The 17,124-nt window shown below is 56.4% G+C and carries 13 protein-coding genes and 3 pseudogenes; 9 read left to right on the top strand and 7 right to left on the bottom strand.

Annotation, left to right across the window (positions count from 1 at the left end; all coding sequences use genetic code 11):
- Positions 1-120 precede the first annotated feature (120 nt).
- Positions 121-1,137, bottom strand: coding sequence for a dipeptidase (locus tag AC6I7A_RS09070; protein WP_058958236.1), 1,017 nt, complete (start codon positions 1,135-1,137; stop codon positions 121-123).
- Here AC6I7A_RS09070 and AC6I7A_RS09065 point away from each other — a divergent pair.
- Together AC6I7A_RS09065 and leuA are read left to right on the top strand one after the other, a co-directional pair.
- Positions 1,117-1,692: a hypothetical protein gene (locus AC6I7A_RS09065; protein ID WP_230200885.1), complete on the top strand. Its 576-nt coding sequence runs from the start codon at positions 1,117-1,119 to the stop codon at positions 1,690-1,692. The two genes, AC6I7A_RS09070 and AC6I7A_RS09065, sit on opposite strands and share 21 nt — an antisense overlap.
- Before the next feature lie 254 nt (positions 1,693-1,946).
- Positions 1,947-3,662, top strand: a complete 1,716-nt coding sequence (gene leuA, locus AC6I7A_RS09060; protein WP_058958238.1) for a 2-isopropylmalate synthase — start codon at positions 1,947-1,949, stop codon at positions 3,660-3,662.
- On the opposite strand, the gene AC6I7A_RS09055 is transcribed toward leuA, so the two are convergent.
- Together AC6I7A_RS09055 and AC6I7A_RS09050 are read right to left on the bottom strand one after the other, a co-directional pair.
- Positions 3,583-4,362 carry an AraC family transcriptional regulator gene (locus AC6I7A_RS09055; RefSeq protein WP_058958239.1) on the bottom strand — a complete coding sequence of 260 codons (780 nt, stop codon included), beginning with the start codon at positions 4,360-4,362 and terminating at the stop codon, positions 3,583-3,585. The two genes, leuA and AC6I7A_RS09055, sit on opposite strands and share 80 nt — an antisense overlap.
- Complete coding sequence (locus tag AC6I7A_RS09050) at positions 4,359-5,219, bottom strand: NAD(P)-dependent oxidoreductase (protein WP_058958240.1); 861 nt, start codon at positions 5,217-5,219, stop codon at positions 4,359-4,361. Before AC6I7A_RS09050 ends, AC6I7A_RS09055 begins: the two co-directional genes overlap by 4 nt.
- Before the next feature lie 195 nt (positions 5,220-5,414).
- Here AC6I7A_RS09050 and AC6I7A_RS09045 point away from each other — a divergent pair.
- The 3 genes and pseudogenes from AC6I7A_RS09045 to AC6I7A_RS09035 form a co-directional block, all read left to right on the top strand.
- A pseudogene (locus AC6I7A_RS09045) lies at positions 5,415-5,687 on the top strand (TonB-dependent siderophore receptor); the annotation flags it as partial.
- A 307-nt stretch (positions 5,688-5,994) separates the two neighbouring features.
- Positions 5,995-6,504 (top strand): type II toxin-antitoxin system HicB family antitoxin, encoded by a 510-nt coding sequence (locus tag AC6I7A_RS09040; protein ID WP_064484522.1) that lies wholly within the window; start codon positions 5,995-5,997, stop codon positions 6,502-6,504.
- A 209-nt stretch (positions 6,505-6,713) separates the two neighbouring features.
- Positions 6,714-7,565: a DUF3800 domain-containing protein gene (locus AC6I7A_RS09035; RefSeq protein WP_058958243.1), complete on the top strand. Its 852-nt coding sequence runs from the start codon at positions 6,714-6,716 to the stop codon at positions 7,563-7,565.
- A gap of 324 nt (positions 7,566-7,889) precedes the next feature.
- Here the strand turns inward: AC6I7A_RS09035 and AC6I7A_RS09030 are convergent.
- Positions 7,890-8,359 (bottom strand): annotated as a pseudogene (locus AC6I7A_RS09030) (DnaB-like helicase C-terminal domain-containing protein); the annotation flags it as partial.
- Between AC6I7A_RS09030 and AC6I7A_RS09025 the strand changes: the two are divergent.
- Both AC6I7A_RS09025 and AC6I7A_RS09020 read left to right on the top strand, forming a co-directional pair.
- Positions 8,355-9,329, top strand: a pseudogene (locus AC6I7A_RS09025) (TonB-dependent receptor domain-containing protein); the annotation flags it as partial. The pseudogenes AC6I7A_RS09030 and AC6I7A_RS09025 overlap by 5 nt on opposite strands.
- A 342-nt stretch (positions 9,330-9,671) precedes the next feature.
- Positions 9,672-12,521, top strand: a complete 2,850-nt coding sequence (locus tag AC6I7A_RS09020) for an autotransporter outer membrane beta-barrel domain-containing protein (RefSeq protein ID WP_058958246.1) — start codon at positions 9,672-9,674, stop codon at positions 12,519-12,521.
- Between the two features lie 74 nt (positions 12,522-12,595).
- On the opposite strand, the gene AC6I7A_RS09015 is transcribed toward AC6I7A_RS09020, so the two are convergent.
- From AC6I7A_RS09015 to AC6I7A_RS09005, 3 genes are all read right to left on the bottom strand, one after another.
- Positions 12,596-13,153: an isochorismatase family protein gene (locus AC6I7A_RS09015; RefSeq protein ID WP_009090283.1), complete on the bottom strand. Its 558-nt coding sequence runs from the start codon at positions 13,151-13,153 to the stop codon at positions 12,596-12,598.
- A 9-nt stretch (positions 13,154-13,162) separates the two neighbouring features.
- A complete protein-coding gene (locus tag AC6I7A_RS09010) occupies positions 13,163-13,594 on the bottom strand; it encodes a MarR family winged helix-turn-helix transcriptional regulator (RefSeq protein ID WP_009090285.1) in 432 nt (143 codons plus the stop codon).
- 66 nt (positions 13,595-13,660) lie between these two features.
- Positions 13,661-14,218 (bottom strand): helix-turn-helix domain-containing protein, encoded by a 558-nt coding sequence (locus AC6I7A_RS09005; RefSeq protein ID WP_009090287.1) that lies wholly within the window; start codon positions 14,216-14,218, stop codon positions 13,661-13,663.
- 139 nt (positions 14,219-14,357) lie between these two features.
- On the opposite strand from AC6I7A_RS09005, the gene AC6I7A_RS09000 reads away from it, so the two are divergent.
- Both AC6I7A_RS09000 and AC6I7A_RS08995 read left to right on the top strand, forming a co-directional pair.
- Positions 14,358-15,530, top strand: coding sequence for a benzoate/H(+) symporter BenE family transporter (locus AC6I7A_RS09000; RefSeq protein ID WP_058958247.1), 1,173 nt, complete (start codon positions 14,358-14,360; stop codon positions 15,528-15,530).
- 171 nt (positions 15,531-15,701) lie between these two features.
- Positions 15,702-17,123 carry an SrfA family protein gene (locus AC6I7A_RS08995; protein WP_058958245.1) on the top strand — a complete coding sequence of 474 codons (1,422 nt, stop codon included), beginning with the start codon at positions 15,702-15,704 and terminating at the stop codon, positions 17,121-17,123.
- Position 17,124: the final 1 nt, after the last annotated feature.

The following is a 17,124-nucleotide window of genomic DNA, read 5'->3' as shown; positions in this document are numbered from 1 at the left end:
AGTAGTTTAGCTGCCTGGAATCAGCGTGATAGCGATTAAATGAGAGCACTGTCACAATTTCCAGGCAGATGGTGCGCCAATGGCGCGTCGGGATCAAGTCCGGACGTAAGGAAATTGTTATCACAGCCCGGTCAGACGTAAAACCCGCTGCCAGTTTCCCCATGCCAGCTTCTCTGTCAGTGTCTGATCATAGCCCGCTTCCCGGAAAGCCGCGAGCAGACGCGGCATCCCGCTGACATCCCCCAGCGCATCCGGCGGGGTGATGCCGTCGAAATCGGAGCCAAAGGCCACATGGTCGCTGCCCATTATCCTCAACAGATGATCACAATGCTTAACAATTTCTGTTAATGGCGTGTCGGCATCGCGTTTACCGTCCGCCCGCAGAAACGCGTTGCCGAAGTTGATGCCGACCAGCCCCCCGCTGTCGCGGATCGCCATCAGCTGCGCATCCGTGAGATTGCGCGGCTGCGGGCAGAGGGCGTGCGCGTTAGAGTGGCTGGCGACCAGCGGCGCAGCGGCGATCCGGGCAGTGTCCCGGAAGGCCTTTTCATTCATGTGAGAGACGTCGATCATCATATTGAGCGCGCTGGCCTGCTGGATCAGCCGTTCACCGGCCGGGGTCAGCCCCGGCCCGGTATCGGGTGAGCCGGGGAAGCTGCCGCTGACGCCCTGACCAAAGCGGTTAGGCAGATTCCAGAACGGCCCGATGCTGCGCACCCCCGCCTGCCAGAAGGCGTGCAGCTGTTCGCCCTCTTCATCCAGCGCATCGGCCCCTTCGATATGCGCCACCATCGCCAGCACACCCGCCGCCCGGCACTCTGTAATCTCCTCCACGCTGCGGCAGAGACGCGCCCGGCCCCCTGATTCATCGGCCAGTTGCTGCAGGATCTGCAACTGCTGCCACATGATCTCAAGCGGTTGCCAGGGTTCACCGGCACGGGCTGGCACGGTGCGGGCAATGTACTCCTGCGGCGGCACAAAAATCGCAAACAGCCCGCCGCCAAAGCCGCCCTGCTGAATGCGCGGGAAATCGAGGTGGCCCCGTTCAATACCCTGATAAAACGCCTGCACAGGCGCATCGCGATGGTGCAGCCAGAGGTTAAGCAGCAGGTCGTTGTGACCGTCAAAAATCAGCATAAGTGTTCACCCGGAGAAACAGGCGATCATGCTAACCCCGCCCGGCAGATTCATCAAACCGGAGCGCACGCAGGGTGTTGTCCTGAATATTTCAGGATAGAGTGCAGAGAACATTTCTTATGCGCCGGTCTGAAGTGGATTATTTACTGGGGTCAACAGGTGACTGAGTTTTATATCTCAAGAGCGGGGCTGATCTCTGGCCTGGCTGGTAGCTTTCTGATTTTCATCTCTTTCTTTCTGTACGCTTTTAACAGAAAAGCGTATGACAGACTCATTTCCCTGTTCCTGGAGAAATATCAGTTTCCGCCACCCTGTTCGTTCTATCACATGGCCGGTTTTTTTGGCGCATATCAGGTGTGCAGATTTTTCATTAATCTCAGCAGGAATAAACCAATAGCCTCCCTCAGCAAGGAGAGTCCTGCTTACTCCTTTTTCGGCGAAAACAGACTCACTGTCAGCCGCTGGATGATCTCGTTAGTGCGTCTGTGGATGTTTGCAGGAATCTGCTATCTCGGCACAGCGCTCGCTGTTCTGACTCTGATTGTCCTCAGGTGAGAACGACACTGATCCCGACGTAATCTTACCAGCCCACGCTGTGGGCATCGTCTTTGACTACAGCGCCTGATGCTCACCTATCTGACATCAACTCAGAGCCTTCCCTTTTCAGCCTTCTGCGTCTTCAGGCGGAACAGCGCTGCTTGCATATTCACCTTGCTGTGTGTTGTCACTTTTGCGCATCAGGTTGTCAGCATCGCGCGCGCGGCGGAGAGGCGCTGGCGGCAGAATGATAAAAAAACAAGGAGAACCCTATGCTGACGCAACCCGCTGATAAATACCGTCCCGCCCCGCTGATGTCGCTGCCCGATCGTCAGTGGCCTTCACGCCAGCTCACTCAGGCACCGCGCTGGCTCTCTACCGATCTGCGCGATGGCAATCAGGCGCTGGCAGAGCCGATGGATCGCGAGCGCAAAATGGCCTTCTGGGATCTGCTGCTGCGCTGCGGTTTCCGGGAGATCGAGGTCGCCTTTCCCTCAGCATCGCAGACAGATTTTAATTTCGTTCGCGATCTGATTGAACAGCAGCGCATTCCGCAGGATGTGACGCTGCAGGTGCTGACACAGGCGCGTGCCGATCTGATCGCCCGCACCTTCGAATCGCTGCTGGGGGTGCCGCGCGCCATTGTGCATCTCTATAACGCCACTGCGCCGCTGTTTCGCGAGCGGGTTTTTAAACAGAGCAAAGCGGAGATTATCGCCCTCGCCACCGCAGGCGCGCGGCAGATCCGCGCCGGATGCGAGGCACAGCCAGCAACCCACTGGACCTTTCAATATTCACCCGAGACGTTCTGTTTCACCGAACCGGCGTTCGTTCTGGAGATTTGCGAGGCGGTGGCGGATGTCTGGCAGCCCGATGCCGCGCGGCCGATGATCATCAACCTGCCCGCCACGGTGGAGGTGAATACGCCGAATGTCTATGCCGATCAGATCGAGTATTTCTGTCGCCACTTCAGCCGCCGCGATGCCGTCTGTATCAGCGTCCATCCGCATAACGATCGCGGCACCGGCGTCGCCTGCGCGGAGCTGGCTCTGCTGGCGGGCGCTGACCGGGTTGAAGGCTGCCTGTTTGGCAACGGCGAGCGCACCGGCAATGTCGATCTGGTCACGCTGGCGCTGAATCTCTACACGCAGGGCGTTTCGCCGCAGCTCGACTTCAGCAAAATGCAGGAGGTGATTGAGGTGGTGACCCGCTGCAACCAGTTGCCGGTGCATCCCCGCCATCCCTACGCGGGGGAGCTGGTCTTCACCGCCTTCTCCGGTTCGCATCAGGACGCGATCAAAAAAGGGTTCGCCATTCGCGCCGAACAGCAGGAGACGCTGTGGCAGATGCCCTACCTGCCCCTTGACCCGGCCGACATCGGCTGCAGCTATGAGGCGGTGATCCGTGTCAACAGCCAGTCAGGCAAAAGCGGAGCCGCCTGGCTGCTGGAACAGAATCACGGTTTACAGCTGCCGCGTGCCCTGCAGCGAGATTTCAGCCGCTGTGTGCAGCAGGAGACAGACCGGCACGGTGGAGAGATGACGCACTACGCGCTGTGGCAGCTCTTTTGCCGCCGCTACGGTGTGACGCAGCCTGCAATCACCCTGGAGCAGGCTGACAGCCAGAGCGACAGCGCCGGACAGACGCAGATGCGCGCCAGCGTCCGCTGTCAGGAGCGCCCCGTGACGCTCACCGGCCGGGGCAATGGCTGGCTGTCGGCGGCGGTCAATGCCCTCGCGGGTGCGTTCGATCTTCATCTGACCATTGAGGATTATCATGAACACACGCTGGGGCGGCGCAGTGACAGCCGATCCGTGGCCTATATCAGCTGTGTGGATGCGCGTGGGGTGCGGGCCTGGGGTGTGAGCATCGACAACGACACGACCCGTGCGGCCCTGCAGGCACTGCTCAGCGCGGCGGGCTGCTTTCTGGTGGCGGAAAATAGTCCGTCGGCGACACGCCCAGCAGACGACGAAACATCGCACTGAAGGCGCTGGGGCTTTCATAGCCCAGCTCCAGCGCCACCCGCAGCACCGCATCGCCCTGCGCCAGTCGCGTCAGGGCGATCGCCAGCCGGGCGCGTCGCACCCAGTCGCTGAACTGCAATCCGGTTTCGCGCATAAAATGGCGGGCCAGCGTCCGGCCCGAGACGTTAAGGTGGGTACTGGCGCGCAGTAGCGTCCAGTTTTCGCCGGGGGTCTGCTGGATCCGCTCACACAGCGCCTGAAGCCGGGCGCTGTGTGGCGTCGGCAGCGCAAACGGCAGCACATCCATGCCGCGAATTTCATCCAGAATCAACTCCATTACCCGCTCAGCCCGGCTGCCTGCTTCGTAATGCACCGGCAGCGCGAGTGCGGTAACAATCAGCTCACGCAGCAACGGCGAAATCTGCACCACCTGACAGCTGGCGGGCAGATCGGCGCGTGCCAGCGGATCGATAAACAGCGTGCGCGCCGCGACGCTGCCGGTAATCTGCAACGCATGACGGGTAAATGCGGGCAGCCAGACGCCGCGGCTCGGTGGCACGATCCAGCTGCCATACTCCGTTTCCACCCGCACCACGCCGCTCAGCGTGTGGATCAGCTGTGCGCAGGTATGGTGGTGCCAGGGCTCACTGGCACCGTGCAGGTAGTCGTGCGCCAGCGGCACCAGCGGACGATGGCTGAAGTCAACCGGCTGCTGGCTCATTGCGCCTTCAGATAGCGGTAGATCACCGCCAGATCCTCTTCACCGTGTCCGTCATCAACCGCCTGCTGCCAGAGCCGGGAAATATTCTCCAGCGCCGGCAGCGGCGTTTCTGCGGCATCGAGCGCCAGTCGGGCATCCTTCAGCGCCCAGACCAGATGCATCTGCGGGGTGTAGTCATCGCGGGCCATCATCTCCAGCTTCATTTTTGCATAAGGGGCCGCGAGCGGACCGCCCTCCAGCACCTGCCAGAGATCCTCGGTGGAGAAGCCGAACTGCGCTGCCAGCTGGGTACTCTCTGCCAGGCTCTGCATCATGCCAATCAGCCAGCTGTTGATCACCAGCTTCATACGGCTGCTTTTACCCGCTTCGCCCAGCCACTGCGTACCTTTACCGATGGCGGCAAACACCGCTTCTGCCGCCTGCGCCCGGCTCTGATCGCCACTGGCGAGCACCAGAATCTGTGCGTTTTCGGCCGGTGCCTTAGTGCCGGAAACCGGCGCATCAATAAACAGCAGATCGGGACGGGCCTCTGCGAAAAAGGCGATCAGCGCGTCCGTTTTTTCCACCCCGATGGTGCCCATCTGGCACAGCGTTGCACCCTGTTTAAGGGCTTCCTTAACCTGATGCAGCACCTGCTCAGTGGTATCACCGTCCGCCAGCATGGCGATCACGACATCCGCCTGGCGCACCGCCTCGTCCGGCGAGTCAGCCAGCTGCAACCCCGCGTCCAGCAAATCTTCGCCGCGTGCGCGGGTGCGATTCCAGCCGTGCACGGTAAAGCCTTTCTTCAGCAGATTAGCGGCAAATGCGTGCCCCATTGCGCCTAATCCCAGAACCGCTACTTCAGGTTGTTTCATGCTGACTCCCTTGAGTTATCTGACGGCATCCCACAACGGTGGATGCCCGTGACCAGTAAAGTTGCGTTTCAGCCTGGCGGTAAACAGAGAAAAAATCCAGCCCGAAACGGTGTACCCCAACCGGGCAAACCCTTACCATACGCGACAATTGTTCCATCTGGTTCAATACCTCTTCTCTTTTCCAGGCGACTTATAATGAAAATAATTTCTCTGCGTCAGATGACGCTGGTCATGTTACCCGCCATGCTGCCGCTGCCGCTGCTGGCGGCGGATAACGACGCGACCCTGGTCGTCACCGCCGCACCGTCAGAACAGGGGCTCAACGAACTCGATACCCCCGCGGCCCTGAGCGTGGTCAGCGGCGACGATATGCGTCAGGCCGCCCCGCGCGTGAACCTGTCGGAAAACCTCAGCAGCGTGCCCGGTCTGCAGATACAGAACAGGCAGAGTTGTAAAAATGAGAGGCAGAGCTAAACCCTAAATTAGATAACCATCTGATTTAAAAAAGAAAAGATGATTAATAATTTTATGTACTAGTATTTTGGTACTCAATTTGGCTTCACTTGTCAGTTTATGGGCATAAAGGCAGGCAATCTGAATTGCGCAGAAAACAACTTCCTTGTCCGGCATGCCTTTAACCCCCACCTCCGAAAATTGGTAGGTGCTGTCAGTAGTCATTTTGAAAACTAGTACAGTCCACCAAATCATAGAGGATGCAAAATTCAAACAGTCACGAGCCGCCGCAAGGGCGCTATTTCATAGGCGAGGTAATTGCATGTTATATACGGGCGTTATTGAAGTCGAAGTTGATGGTTCCGCAAGTGGCTGGTTTCCAGATGTGCCTAGATGCATCTTTGCTGGTGATAGCTTCGCCGATGCATACAACAATGCAAAATCGGCTTTAAAGGTTCACTTCGAGCTGCTAGCTGAGAAAGGTTTAGATATACCCAAAGCTAGCGATCAGCATCTACTGGATTACGCGAAAGTTAAACCAAATTTGAAAAACGTTTTGGTAGATGTTGATATTGACATCACCAAGTATTTCGGCAAGTCAGAGCGCATTAATATTACCATGCCTCATCTTTTAATTGAGAAAATTTATCAGGCTGTTAGTCAGGATTCCCGATACTCCAGCCGAAGCCATTTTATTGCAGAAGCTACACGCAAAGAGTTGTCCAACCGTCAATCGTTTCTTCCTTCGTCTCAAGGCCGCTCTGTTTTTGGTGCACCGACGCATGCACTGGTTAGAGCTAGACTCGTCAGCCATGCGGATTTTTCTTGCTAACTGCAACGATGCACTATCTAGACAGGCGCTAATCCGTCATAGGTAAGTTTGCATAATAGGTACGCCATATCTGTTTTGAACAGATAACCGCAAGGATAGAAGGTCTGTGTTCTATCAGATTGAGATAATGGCGCAAAATGATCTTTATCAATCATAAATGTTGATGTTTAATAGTTATCCATCTCGGATATATCATAACCGGCATAACTATGGATGAACTTGACGATTTTGAGGAAGAAGTAGATTTAAATAACCCGGGCAAACTTATATGGCATGTCTCATGCGATGAGTCTGGAACTGGCGGTGCACGATTTTACGGCTATGGTAGCGTTTGGATGCGATACCAACGTCGAGGGCAGTTCTCACAGATCATGCGAGACCTCCGAGAAAAGCATAATTGCTATGATGAGCTAAAGTGGCAAAGGGCCCACTCTCCCCGCAACCAGGCTTTCTACGAAGATGTAATCGAGACTTTTTTTAAGCATCCGTGGCTTGCATTTCATTGCATCATCGTACAGAAGTCGCACGTTGATAAAAAATATCATGGTGGCGATTATGATCTAGCTATGCGTAAGCATTTTACTGAGCTGCTAACCTCAAAAATCATCAAAATTATAAGAACACATCCTCAACGAGATTGCGAATTCCGTATTGACGTAGATCCTATACCCTCAAGATATCAAAAGGCAGATGAAGCTCTTCATAAAATTGCAAACAATGTGATTTTTAATGCTACAGGACGGAAAGAAGCTATCAAATACGTTAAATCTAAAGATTCTAAAAAGTCTCATCAGATTCAAATAGCGGACTTTTTACTGGGTGCGGTGATGAGTGTTTTCCAAGAAAAAGCAACAAATCCAAAAAAAATAGAAGTTGCCAAAAAAATAGCATCCTACTTAGGCTGGGATGGGTTTTTTTATGATACTTGGAACTGGGAACGGAAATTCAATATTTGGTATTTTTACGACCCTACTAAAGGACCAAGGGAACTTGAAACCAAAGCTGTCAAACTTCGATATCCACTACCAAAACGCAAAAATAAACAACCTCCCAGCCGTTGAGGTTCGAGTTGACGCCCAAAAAAACACCTGCCAAATTGGGTGGTATCATCGAGATGTTACCGCCCTACTTATCATCTCAATTATCAGAAACCATAAGGCTTGAATTTTGGCGGGTAAGTGAAGATTCAAACTTATTACCAATTAATCAACAGCCGATCGCACCGTCGCTGTGTTTCTCCCCCTTTGCCTTCGCATGCTGCCCATGCGCTCCAGAGCTAAAGTTGAAGGTGAATTTCACGTATTATGCTGCTTTCCCTTTTGAATAACGTTATTGCTGGTATGTGCCTCTTCCCGTTCCTTGCTTCTGGCGCGGGCTTTATCCTAATCGATTTTGTGGAAATGCCCGTTCCAGAACCTACGATATACACTACCCAGCGGCCCGTTGCGATTTTTGATGATGTTGATTTCAAAAATGCCCGAGGCTGCGGATCCGAGTTATAAACCTCATCGCGATACAGCATCATGATGATTTCAGCATCGGCTTCAACTTCGCCTGAGTCCTTCAGATCAGCGTTTACCAGGCGCTTGTTCGGTCGACTCTCCACTCTGCGTAAAAGCTGACTGAGTGCCACCACCGGCAGGTGGTTAGCCTTCGCCAGCGACTTCAATCCCTTTGATACTTCGCCCACTGCCAGATCTAGACGGCGGGCGTTCTGCAGCTTAATCAGGCGCATATAATCGATAGCTACCAGCTAAGTCTCCTGGTGTTGCTGGATGTGGCGGGTCGCGATGAGCTGAATCTGGTTTACGGTCAGGTTGTTAGCATCAACAATCCAGATGTTGAGTCCGGTTACGCACCTGGGCGAACAGGGCAATCTGCGACGCAACGAGCGCAACCTGATGTGGACGCTCGATCCCTACCTGCAGACCGCCTGGCAACTGACGGATAAGCTTTCGCTCGATGCGGGCGTGCGCTTCAGCACCGTCAACTTTGACTCGAATGACTTCTACATTCGTCCCGGCAACGGCGACGACAGCGGGAATGCGCGCTATCACAAGTGGCTGCCCGCGGCGGCGCTGAAGTATGCCGTTGATCCCGGCTGGAACGTGTGGATCTCTGCCGGGCGCGGCTTTGAAACCCCGACCATCAATGAGCTTTCCTATCGTTCGGATAATGCGACCGGCCTGAACCTGGGACTGAAACCCGCCACCAGCGACACGCTGGAGGCAGGCACCAAAAAACGTATTGGCAATGGCCTGCTGAGCGCGGCGCTGTTCCAGACTGACACCCGCGATGAGATTGTGGCAGATGCCAGCAGCGGCGGTCGTACCACCTATAAAAACGCTGGTCAGACACGCCGTCGCGGTCTTGAGCTGAGCCTGGACCAGCAGTTTGCCTGGGACTGGCGGCTGAAGATGGCTTACACCCTGCTGGATGCGCGCTATCGCAGCAACGCCTGCGGCAGTGACAGCTGTGACGGCAACCGTATTCCGGGCATTGCCCGCAACATGGCCTACGCAGGCCTGGGCTACCTGCCGGAAGAGGGTTTCTATGCGGGAAGTGAAGTGCGCTACCTGAGCCAGATTGCCGCTGAAGATCAGAACAGCGTTAACACCCCCTCTTACACGGTGGCCGCACTGAACAGTGGCTATAAATGGAAACTGGACGCGTGGACGCTGGATCTGTTTGGGCGGGTCGATAACCTGTTTGACCGGCATTACGTGGGGTCGGTGATTGTGAACGAGAGTAATGGCCGTTATTTCGAGTCTGCGCCCGGTCGTAATTACAGCGCTGGATTCACGGTGAGTTACGCATTTAACTAATTTAATAAGTGGCTTTTATAAAGCCACTTATTACCGCCCAACCCTGTATTGCCAATTAATAATATCCGTTATCTTCTTAGTTAATTAATAACCCACACAAGCCCGCACTCATAAAAAAACCCCTTATTTACCCACCCCCGTAACCTTATTGCAACCAGAACCCTCTTTTGATAATAGAAACCGGAACACATTTGGGATAAATCAAATATAAAACCCGTCTTCCCTGATAAATTATTCTCAGCTCAAACGTATCTACCTAGCCGCACATTGAATAATTAATCTTTCTGTGTGCGCGTTGATTTTTCGTGCCACACAGGGAATGTTTTGCTGATGAATAAGATAATGAGTCGTTTAACGCCGCTGGCGTTACTGACAGGATTTATGATGAGCGGTAACGTGGCGGGTGAGAATATCGGAAGCCAGACAGGGGCCAATATAACCCTGAATGATGGCGACATTCTGACCGGAGACGCCACCTATTCAGGCGGGCTATATGGCGTCGTCAATCCCTACAATCAGACCGGAATTGTTAATCTGGGTCGTCGCGCTTTTATAAACGTTACTGATGCCGATAATTATGCACGCGGCGTAGTCATCTGGGGGAATGAGAGCCAGCTGTTTGCGGAAGGACTTACTCTCAATATCAGTGGAAATAGTGCCCAGGGTATTAATATTACGGGTCAGGATATTACTGCCGATCTGGGGACGGGAACCACTGTCAATGTGACCGGAACCGCTACCGCTTCCGGTATTTTGATTCGGGGAGCGTCATCGCTGAAAGCGGAAGCCCTTACGGTGAATCTGACAGGAGACGGTGGTTTTGGCCTCAGCGTCAGCAATGCGGGCACCCGCGTGGACCTGGGGAGTGGCAGCACCCTATCGACTCAGGGCAGAGGAAGTCACGCTATCAGGGTCCATGCCCTGAATGGGAAAGAGTCATCCCGCCGCACAACACTGACCGCAAATCAACTGACGCTCAACACGACAGGCGATTCTGCTTATGGCCTCAATCTGCAGGCCGATTCGCTCGCGAATCTCGGATCCGGAAGCACCATCACGACAACTGGCGCGAACGCCTTTGGTATCTGGAACTTTGGTGAACTCGCCGCTGATAATCTGACCATTAATACGACAGGAAGCGGCTCAATCGGTCTGGAAGTGCGTCAGAATGGCGTTGCTGACATTGGTCCCGGCAGCCATGTGACGTCAGCACAGGCTGGCAGCATCGTCGCCAGCGGCACGTCAGCAATCATTAACTTCAAAGGAACAGCAGAACAGCGAAACAGCCTTCATTCAGGCGGTGCTTATGCCGCTTCTGCCCAGACGTCTGGCTCCTCTGTCACGCTTGATGAGACAGATATTACCAGCGCCAACATGGCATTGTGGGCGCTGAACGCGGGTCATATCTCGGCGAATAATGTTTCCATCAGTAGTTCAGTGACTCCCAGAGCGGCGCTTTATGCAATGACAGGCGGCGAGATCAATCTGACCGGTAATGTCGATATCGCTATGGCTTCGGCAGATCAGTTCGCCATCGCCACGCAATATAACGAAGGTTATGCACAGGGCGTGGTTAATATCGACGGCAAACTGAATATGGCAGGATCCGTTTATTCCCGCGGCGGCTTCGTTGATTTAGCGCTGCAGCCCGGCTCGGTCTGGCAAGGCGCAGCCATCAGCGACGGTGTAAATAAGGGGTATCTGAATACGACCTTAGATAAAAGTGACTGGTATGTCAGCGCAAATTCAAATGTGGATCGGTTAAACATGAATAAGGGGCGGATTGATTTTACCCGGTCAATCTCTGCATCCGATTATTCCACCTTAACCGTTGCCGATCTGTCAGGTAGTGGTAATTTTAATATGCGTGTTGATCTGGCAGGTGAAGGTGATGGCGTTAATAACCGTGGCGATAAGCTGGTTGTCACAAACAGCAGCCAGGGTGACTTCACATTGTCATTTGTTAATCAGGGCAGTCTGGCGACAACAGGCCATGAGTTATTAACCGTGGCAGAAACTCCTGACGGGATAGCAAATTTTACCACAGCATCAGATATTGAACTGGGCGGCTATCTCTACTCAGTGCGTAAAACCGGCACGAACTGGGAACTCTACTCTTCCGGCGCCACATCAGCACCGGAACCAGAACCCGCTCCGGCTCCGGTTCCGGCACCAGAGCCAGCCCCTGCTCCGCAGCCTGCGCCAGAACCAGAACCAGAACCAGAACCAGAACCTGAACCTGAACCTGAACCTGAACCGGCACCGACGCCAGCGCCCCCGATTACCACCACGGCAGATGCAGGCGGTAATTTCCTGCATGTCAGTTACCTGATGAACTATGTCGAAACGCAAACCCTGTTTCAGCGACTGGGCGACATCCGCCAGGACCATGCGAAAGGGAATGTCTGGCTGCGGGGCTTCGGCGGTAAACTGAACACCTTCTCAGGCGGCAGGCTGAGTGACTTTGAAATGGGCTACAGCGGCTATCAGTTTGGCGCAGATAAGCGTCTGGCCGACGATATAAATGTGTCAGGCGGCCTGTTTATGGGGACTACCAACGCCTCACCTCACTACCGCGGGGGTGAGGGTACGGCCAAATCAGAACATGTGGGGGGCTATCTGACCTGGGTCGCCGACAACGGTTTTTACATCGACCAGGTCGTTAAGATCAACCGCATCCGCAATCAGTTCAAGGTGAAAGATAGCCAGCAGAATCTGGTTTCCGGTCAGGCCAAATCAACCGGATTCACATTTTCCGTTGAGGCGGGCAGGCGTTTTCACTTCTCTCATGATGACCAGGGCTTTTATCTCGAACCTCAGGCTCAGATTACCGCAGGCCGGCAGAAAGGGTCGCAGACCCGGGCCAGCAACGGTCTGGTTATCGCGTTTAAAGATTATCATTCCGTTAACGGTCGGGCAGGCGCGCTGGCAGGATACAGTCAGAAAAGTGGAGCCACGAATTACAATGTCTATTTCAAAACCGGCGTGGAACGCGAGTTTTCAGCCAGCATGCAATATGCTCTGAACGGTTCAACGGAGAAAGCGGATTTCAGCGGAAATGCCTTGCGCAACGGACTGGGAGTCAGTGCCGATATAGACACCGCACATCATCTTTATCTGGAAGCCGATTTAACGACCGGTCAGCGCTTTGATCAACGCCAGCTCAATGCCGGTTACCGTTTTAGCTTTTAACTGAAGGTGGCACGTTCAGCCATCCCTGTCCTGCCCTCCGTGGCAGGACTTTTTATGCCTGATACTCAGTCAGATCAGGCCTGCGGCAGCAGCGCAACAATCTCCTCACTGCTGCCGGTTTCACCCAGGCGCGGGAAAATGAGATTGATGCTGTTGTTGTGCGTATCAATGTTGAGATCGGTCATCGCATCGGTCGCCAGCGTGACGTTGTAACCTGACTCATAGGCCTGTCGCGCCGTGGACTCCACGCCGATACTGGTCGCGATCCCGCAGATCACCACCTGGGTGATACCGCGCTGCTGCAATTCCTCGTGCAGCGCCGTGGCCTGAAACGCGCCCCAGCTCTTTTTGGTGATGGTGATGTCATTCTGCTGCGGCGTCATTGCCGGAACCAGCGTCGCCCAGTCGGCAGGCAGTTCACCGCTGTGACGGGCCTGCTCAGTGCGGCCTGGCGCACCACCGGCCACGTTAACCAGCACAACCGGCAGATTATGCTGGCGGAATGCCGCCGCCAGCGCGGCACAGCGTTCGATCACCGGCTGCGGCTCATGAACCAGTGGCAGCGCCACAATGCCATGCTGCAGGTCGATAACAATCAGCGCCGTTTTTGCATCAAGTGTGGTTACAGCCATATTAAATCCTTAAAGTGAATGGTCAGCGAGTCGCTGCAGTAAAGGGAGAACATCGGTCAGTTGCTGCTGTTCAGCCGGCGTCAGCCGGGCCTCCAGCGTCCGTACCAGCCAGTCGTCACGCATCGCGCGGCTGGAAGCAATCACCGCCAGGCTGGCCGCGGTCGGCAGGTAACGGGTCTTGCGTCCATCGTGCGGGTCGGGTTCCCCTGTCACCAGATCCGCCGCCAGTAACCCCGCAACGGTGCTGCCCATCGACTGGCTGCGCACGCCTTCCGCCGCGGCCAGCTGCGTCACCGTCATCGCCCCGTCCCGCACCAGATGGCCCAGTACCGCCACCTGTGACCATGTTAACTCACCGGGTGGGGCCGATTCGCGCAGGCGGCGACTCAGCTTACCCACCAGCATGCGCAGCAGGGCTGCCGATTCAGTCAGATCGCTCATTGCCGGTCTCCATAGCCAGGCGAAAGTATAGAGATACGAAGGTAAACTGTGTAGTTTGCTCAGGTATCAATTTGTAACGTCCGGCCGCTGCAGATAGTGGATCAGACTGTGAAAACGCAGTGGCGTCGCCAGCGGATTACGGTAGCTGTGTGCCACATCCGCCCTGAACTGGAACGCCTCTCCCGCCACCAGTCGTCGCCAGATATCACCGACGCCCAGCAGCAGCTCGCCCTCAATCACCACCACCTGCTCGACACAGCCCGCTTCATGGGGGGACGACTGGCTCTGCGCGCCCGCTGCCAGCTCAACCGCCAGCAGATCAAAACGCAGCTGCGGATCGTAAGGCAGCAGCGGATGAACCGTCATCTCGGCGTTGGCCTGGCTGAACCCGGCGACCGCGCCAGAGGGAAGCACCCGTCCGTCGATAAAAAAGGAAAAGGGAACGCTGAAACCGGTGGCGATCTTCCACAGCGTGGCCACAGTCGGACTCGATTCGCCGCGCTCAATCTGCCCCAGCATCGCTTTACTGACGCCGGTTCGCTCCGCCGTGAGCGTCAGGCTCCAGCCGTTGGCCTGGCGCAACTGTCTGAGCGCGGCGCTCAGGTGTTGCTGAAAATCTGCCATTTTTTCTCCTGCATTTTTCGTCAATGAGCTGACGTTATGCTGCCAGTGTAGCACTTGTGCGTTATAGCGTATCATGCAATCATGTGCGCTATAACGCACAACACAGATTCACCTTCGCTGAGGGTGAGAGAGAGCGATGATGAAAAGAGTGGAACATCCCCGTTTTACCCTGCCGATGGTGGTTTCCGGCTTTGTCGCCGTGCTGGTGGGCTACAGCAGCAGCGGCGCCATTATTTACCAGATGTTTCAGGCGGCGGGCGCCACACCGGCGCAGATCGGCGGCTGGCTCTCCGTACTCGGCATCGCGATGGGGATCGCCTCGCTGGGATTGTCGCTGCGCTACCGCATGCCGGTGCTGGCCGCCTGGTCAACACCCGGCGCGGCGCTGCTGGCCACCAGTTTTCATGGCATTTCGCTGAACGAGGCGGTGGGCGTCTTTGTGTTCTCCAATCTTCTCATCGTCCTGTGCGGGGTCACCGGACTGTTTGCCCGACTGATGAATCACATTCCCGCCTCGCTGGCGGCGGCGATGCTGGCCGGGATTCTGCTGCGCTTCGGGCTGCAGACCTTTGCCGATTTGCAGACCAACTTTGTGCTCTGCGGCAGCATGTGTCTCGCCTGGCTGCTGGCCCGCCGCTGGCTGGCCCGCTATGCCATTCTGGTCACCCTGCTGATCGGTATCGCCGTCGCGCTGGCGCAGCACGCCATTCACTTTCCGCCGCAGCCCTTAAGCGTAATGCTGCCCGAACCGGTGATGCCGCACTTTACCCTGACCATCCTGCTGGGGATCGGTGTGCCCTATTTCCTGGTTACGATGGCGTCGCAGAACGCCCCCGGTATCGCGACCTTACAGGCGCACGGTTATCGTGCACCGGTGTCTGCCCTGATGAGCTGGACTGGCCTGACGGCGCTGCTGTTATCACCGTTTGGCGGTTTTTCCGTCTGTGTGGCGGCCATTACCGCGGCGATCTGCATGAGTGATGAAGTCGACCCCGATCCGCAGCAACGCTGGCGCGCGGCGGTGCTGGCGGGGATTTTCTATCTGCTGGCGGGTGCGTCCGGAGCGTTGATCGCCGTGCTGTTCAGCGCCCTGCCAGGAGTACTGATTGAAGCGCTGGCGGGACTGGCTCTGCTTGCCACGCTGGGCGGCAGCCTGCAGCGCGCGCTCGAACAGCCTGCTGAACGCGACAGCGCGCTGATCACTTTTCTGATCACCGCTTCCGGCGTCTCGCTTCTGGGTATTGGTCCGGCCTTCTGGGGCCTTGTGGGCGGCATTGTCGCCCATCTGCTGCTGGTGCGCAGACGCGCCTGAATCTGCTGATCTCACTGAACTGGCGGTTGTTTTTCCGCCAGCCAGTGAAAAAAACGCTGGATTTAGCCCCTTTTCTGCCGTTTGATTTGTCATTGCCCCGCGTAAAATCAACGTAATCGTCGATAACACGCGATTTTCTGCCTCAGACAACGACCGATAAGGGCCCAACAGGTGGCAAAAACTTTTCTGCGCAGCGGTAATTTAGATGCAGTTCTGGCATTAGGTGAAAATGGCCAGCCGGTCTACGCCTCAGCACTGCAAATTCGTGAAACCCTGCGCCTGCGCCGTCAAAGCGCACTGGCAGATTGCCTGGCCATTCCCCAGGCCAACGACCGGGGCGACCGCCTCGACTGGTATGCCCCTTTCAGCGGCCGGGTGAAATCCTGGCTGGGTGCCAGCGATCATGAGCGTCGCGCGGCGCTGCAGCACCTTACCGCCTGCCAGCAGGATATGCAGGATCTCAGTACGCGCGCGCGCGCGGCAGAGAATCCGTCGATGCGCCTGTTTGGCGCGCTGCTGAGCAAGACCCTGCAATTCCCCGACCAGCAGTATGTTTATCTGGTCGATGGCAAACCGGTGATCACGTTCTGGGGCTTTGTCGACGCACAGGCGCGCAGCCGCGATGACGCGCTGGCCTGCCTGCGTGACACCCTGGAAGAGAATCTGCCGGTGGCGCTGGTTGAACCGCCACCGGCTGTGTTGCCTGCCGCGCCTGTCGTGGCAGAGCCGGAGATCCTCGCGCCGCCACCGGTTCCGGAACCTGAAATTCTGCCTGAACCGGAACCCCAGCCTGCTGCGCCTGTCGACACTCAGCCCGTTGCGCCTCTCCCGGCGCGTCGCCGTTTCCGCGTCTGGTATCTGCTCCCACCGGTCGCGATTGCCGCCGCCGTCATGGTGGCCGTGCTGCTGCATCGTCAACCCTCTGAGTCCACCCCGGTGGCAACGGCGAAGCCAGCGGCGACCCCGGCTACGGTGCCTGCTCCCGCCAAGCCGGCAGTCACGGCGAGCCAGCCTCCGGTGGCTGCTGCACCGACCGAGGCCGCCAGCGCGCCCGCGGTGACGACGCCGGCCACCCTCACCCCACCAGCGGTGACGGCCACGGCTGAAGCGCGCCCGGACACACAGCCGCAGACAGCGGCCAGCACCACCGAGACTCCGCCTGCCGCCGCGTCTGCTACCCTTGCCAGTGAAGCGACCCCGACGGTACCGGCGAAGCCAGACGATCTGATTGTGACGCCGGATGCGGTGCGCGACGGTCAGGTGCAGGTGATCGATGGCCGCTGGCGGGTCACCATCAACCAGATGCCGACGCCAACCGGTAAGCCACCCGTGATGCGCTTCCAGTTTAAAAATGGTAAAGGCAGCGTGCAGGTCACTCAGGGTAATACCAGCTGTAAAGCCGATGTCAGCGCCGCCATGACCAGCGCCGGTAATCTGGTGATTGAGAGCCGCTACACCGCGAAGTGCCAGAACAATTCGCGCTACCGTATGCCGCTGCTTGTCTGCCACGCCAGCATTGGCGCCGCGCAGTGCGAAGCGCAGTTTGCTGAAGACCGGGTCTTCCCGATGACGATTAAGCGTGAGAGTAAATAAC

This window comes from Type-F symbiont of Plautia stali (genome assembly GCF_059731105.1).
Note: the sequence above shows the minus strand (reverse complement) of the source record. Positions and strands in the feature narration are given on the sequence as shown.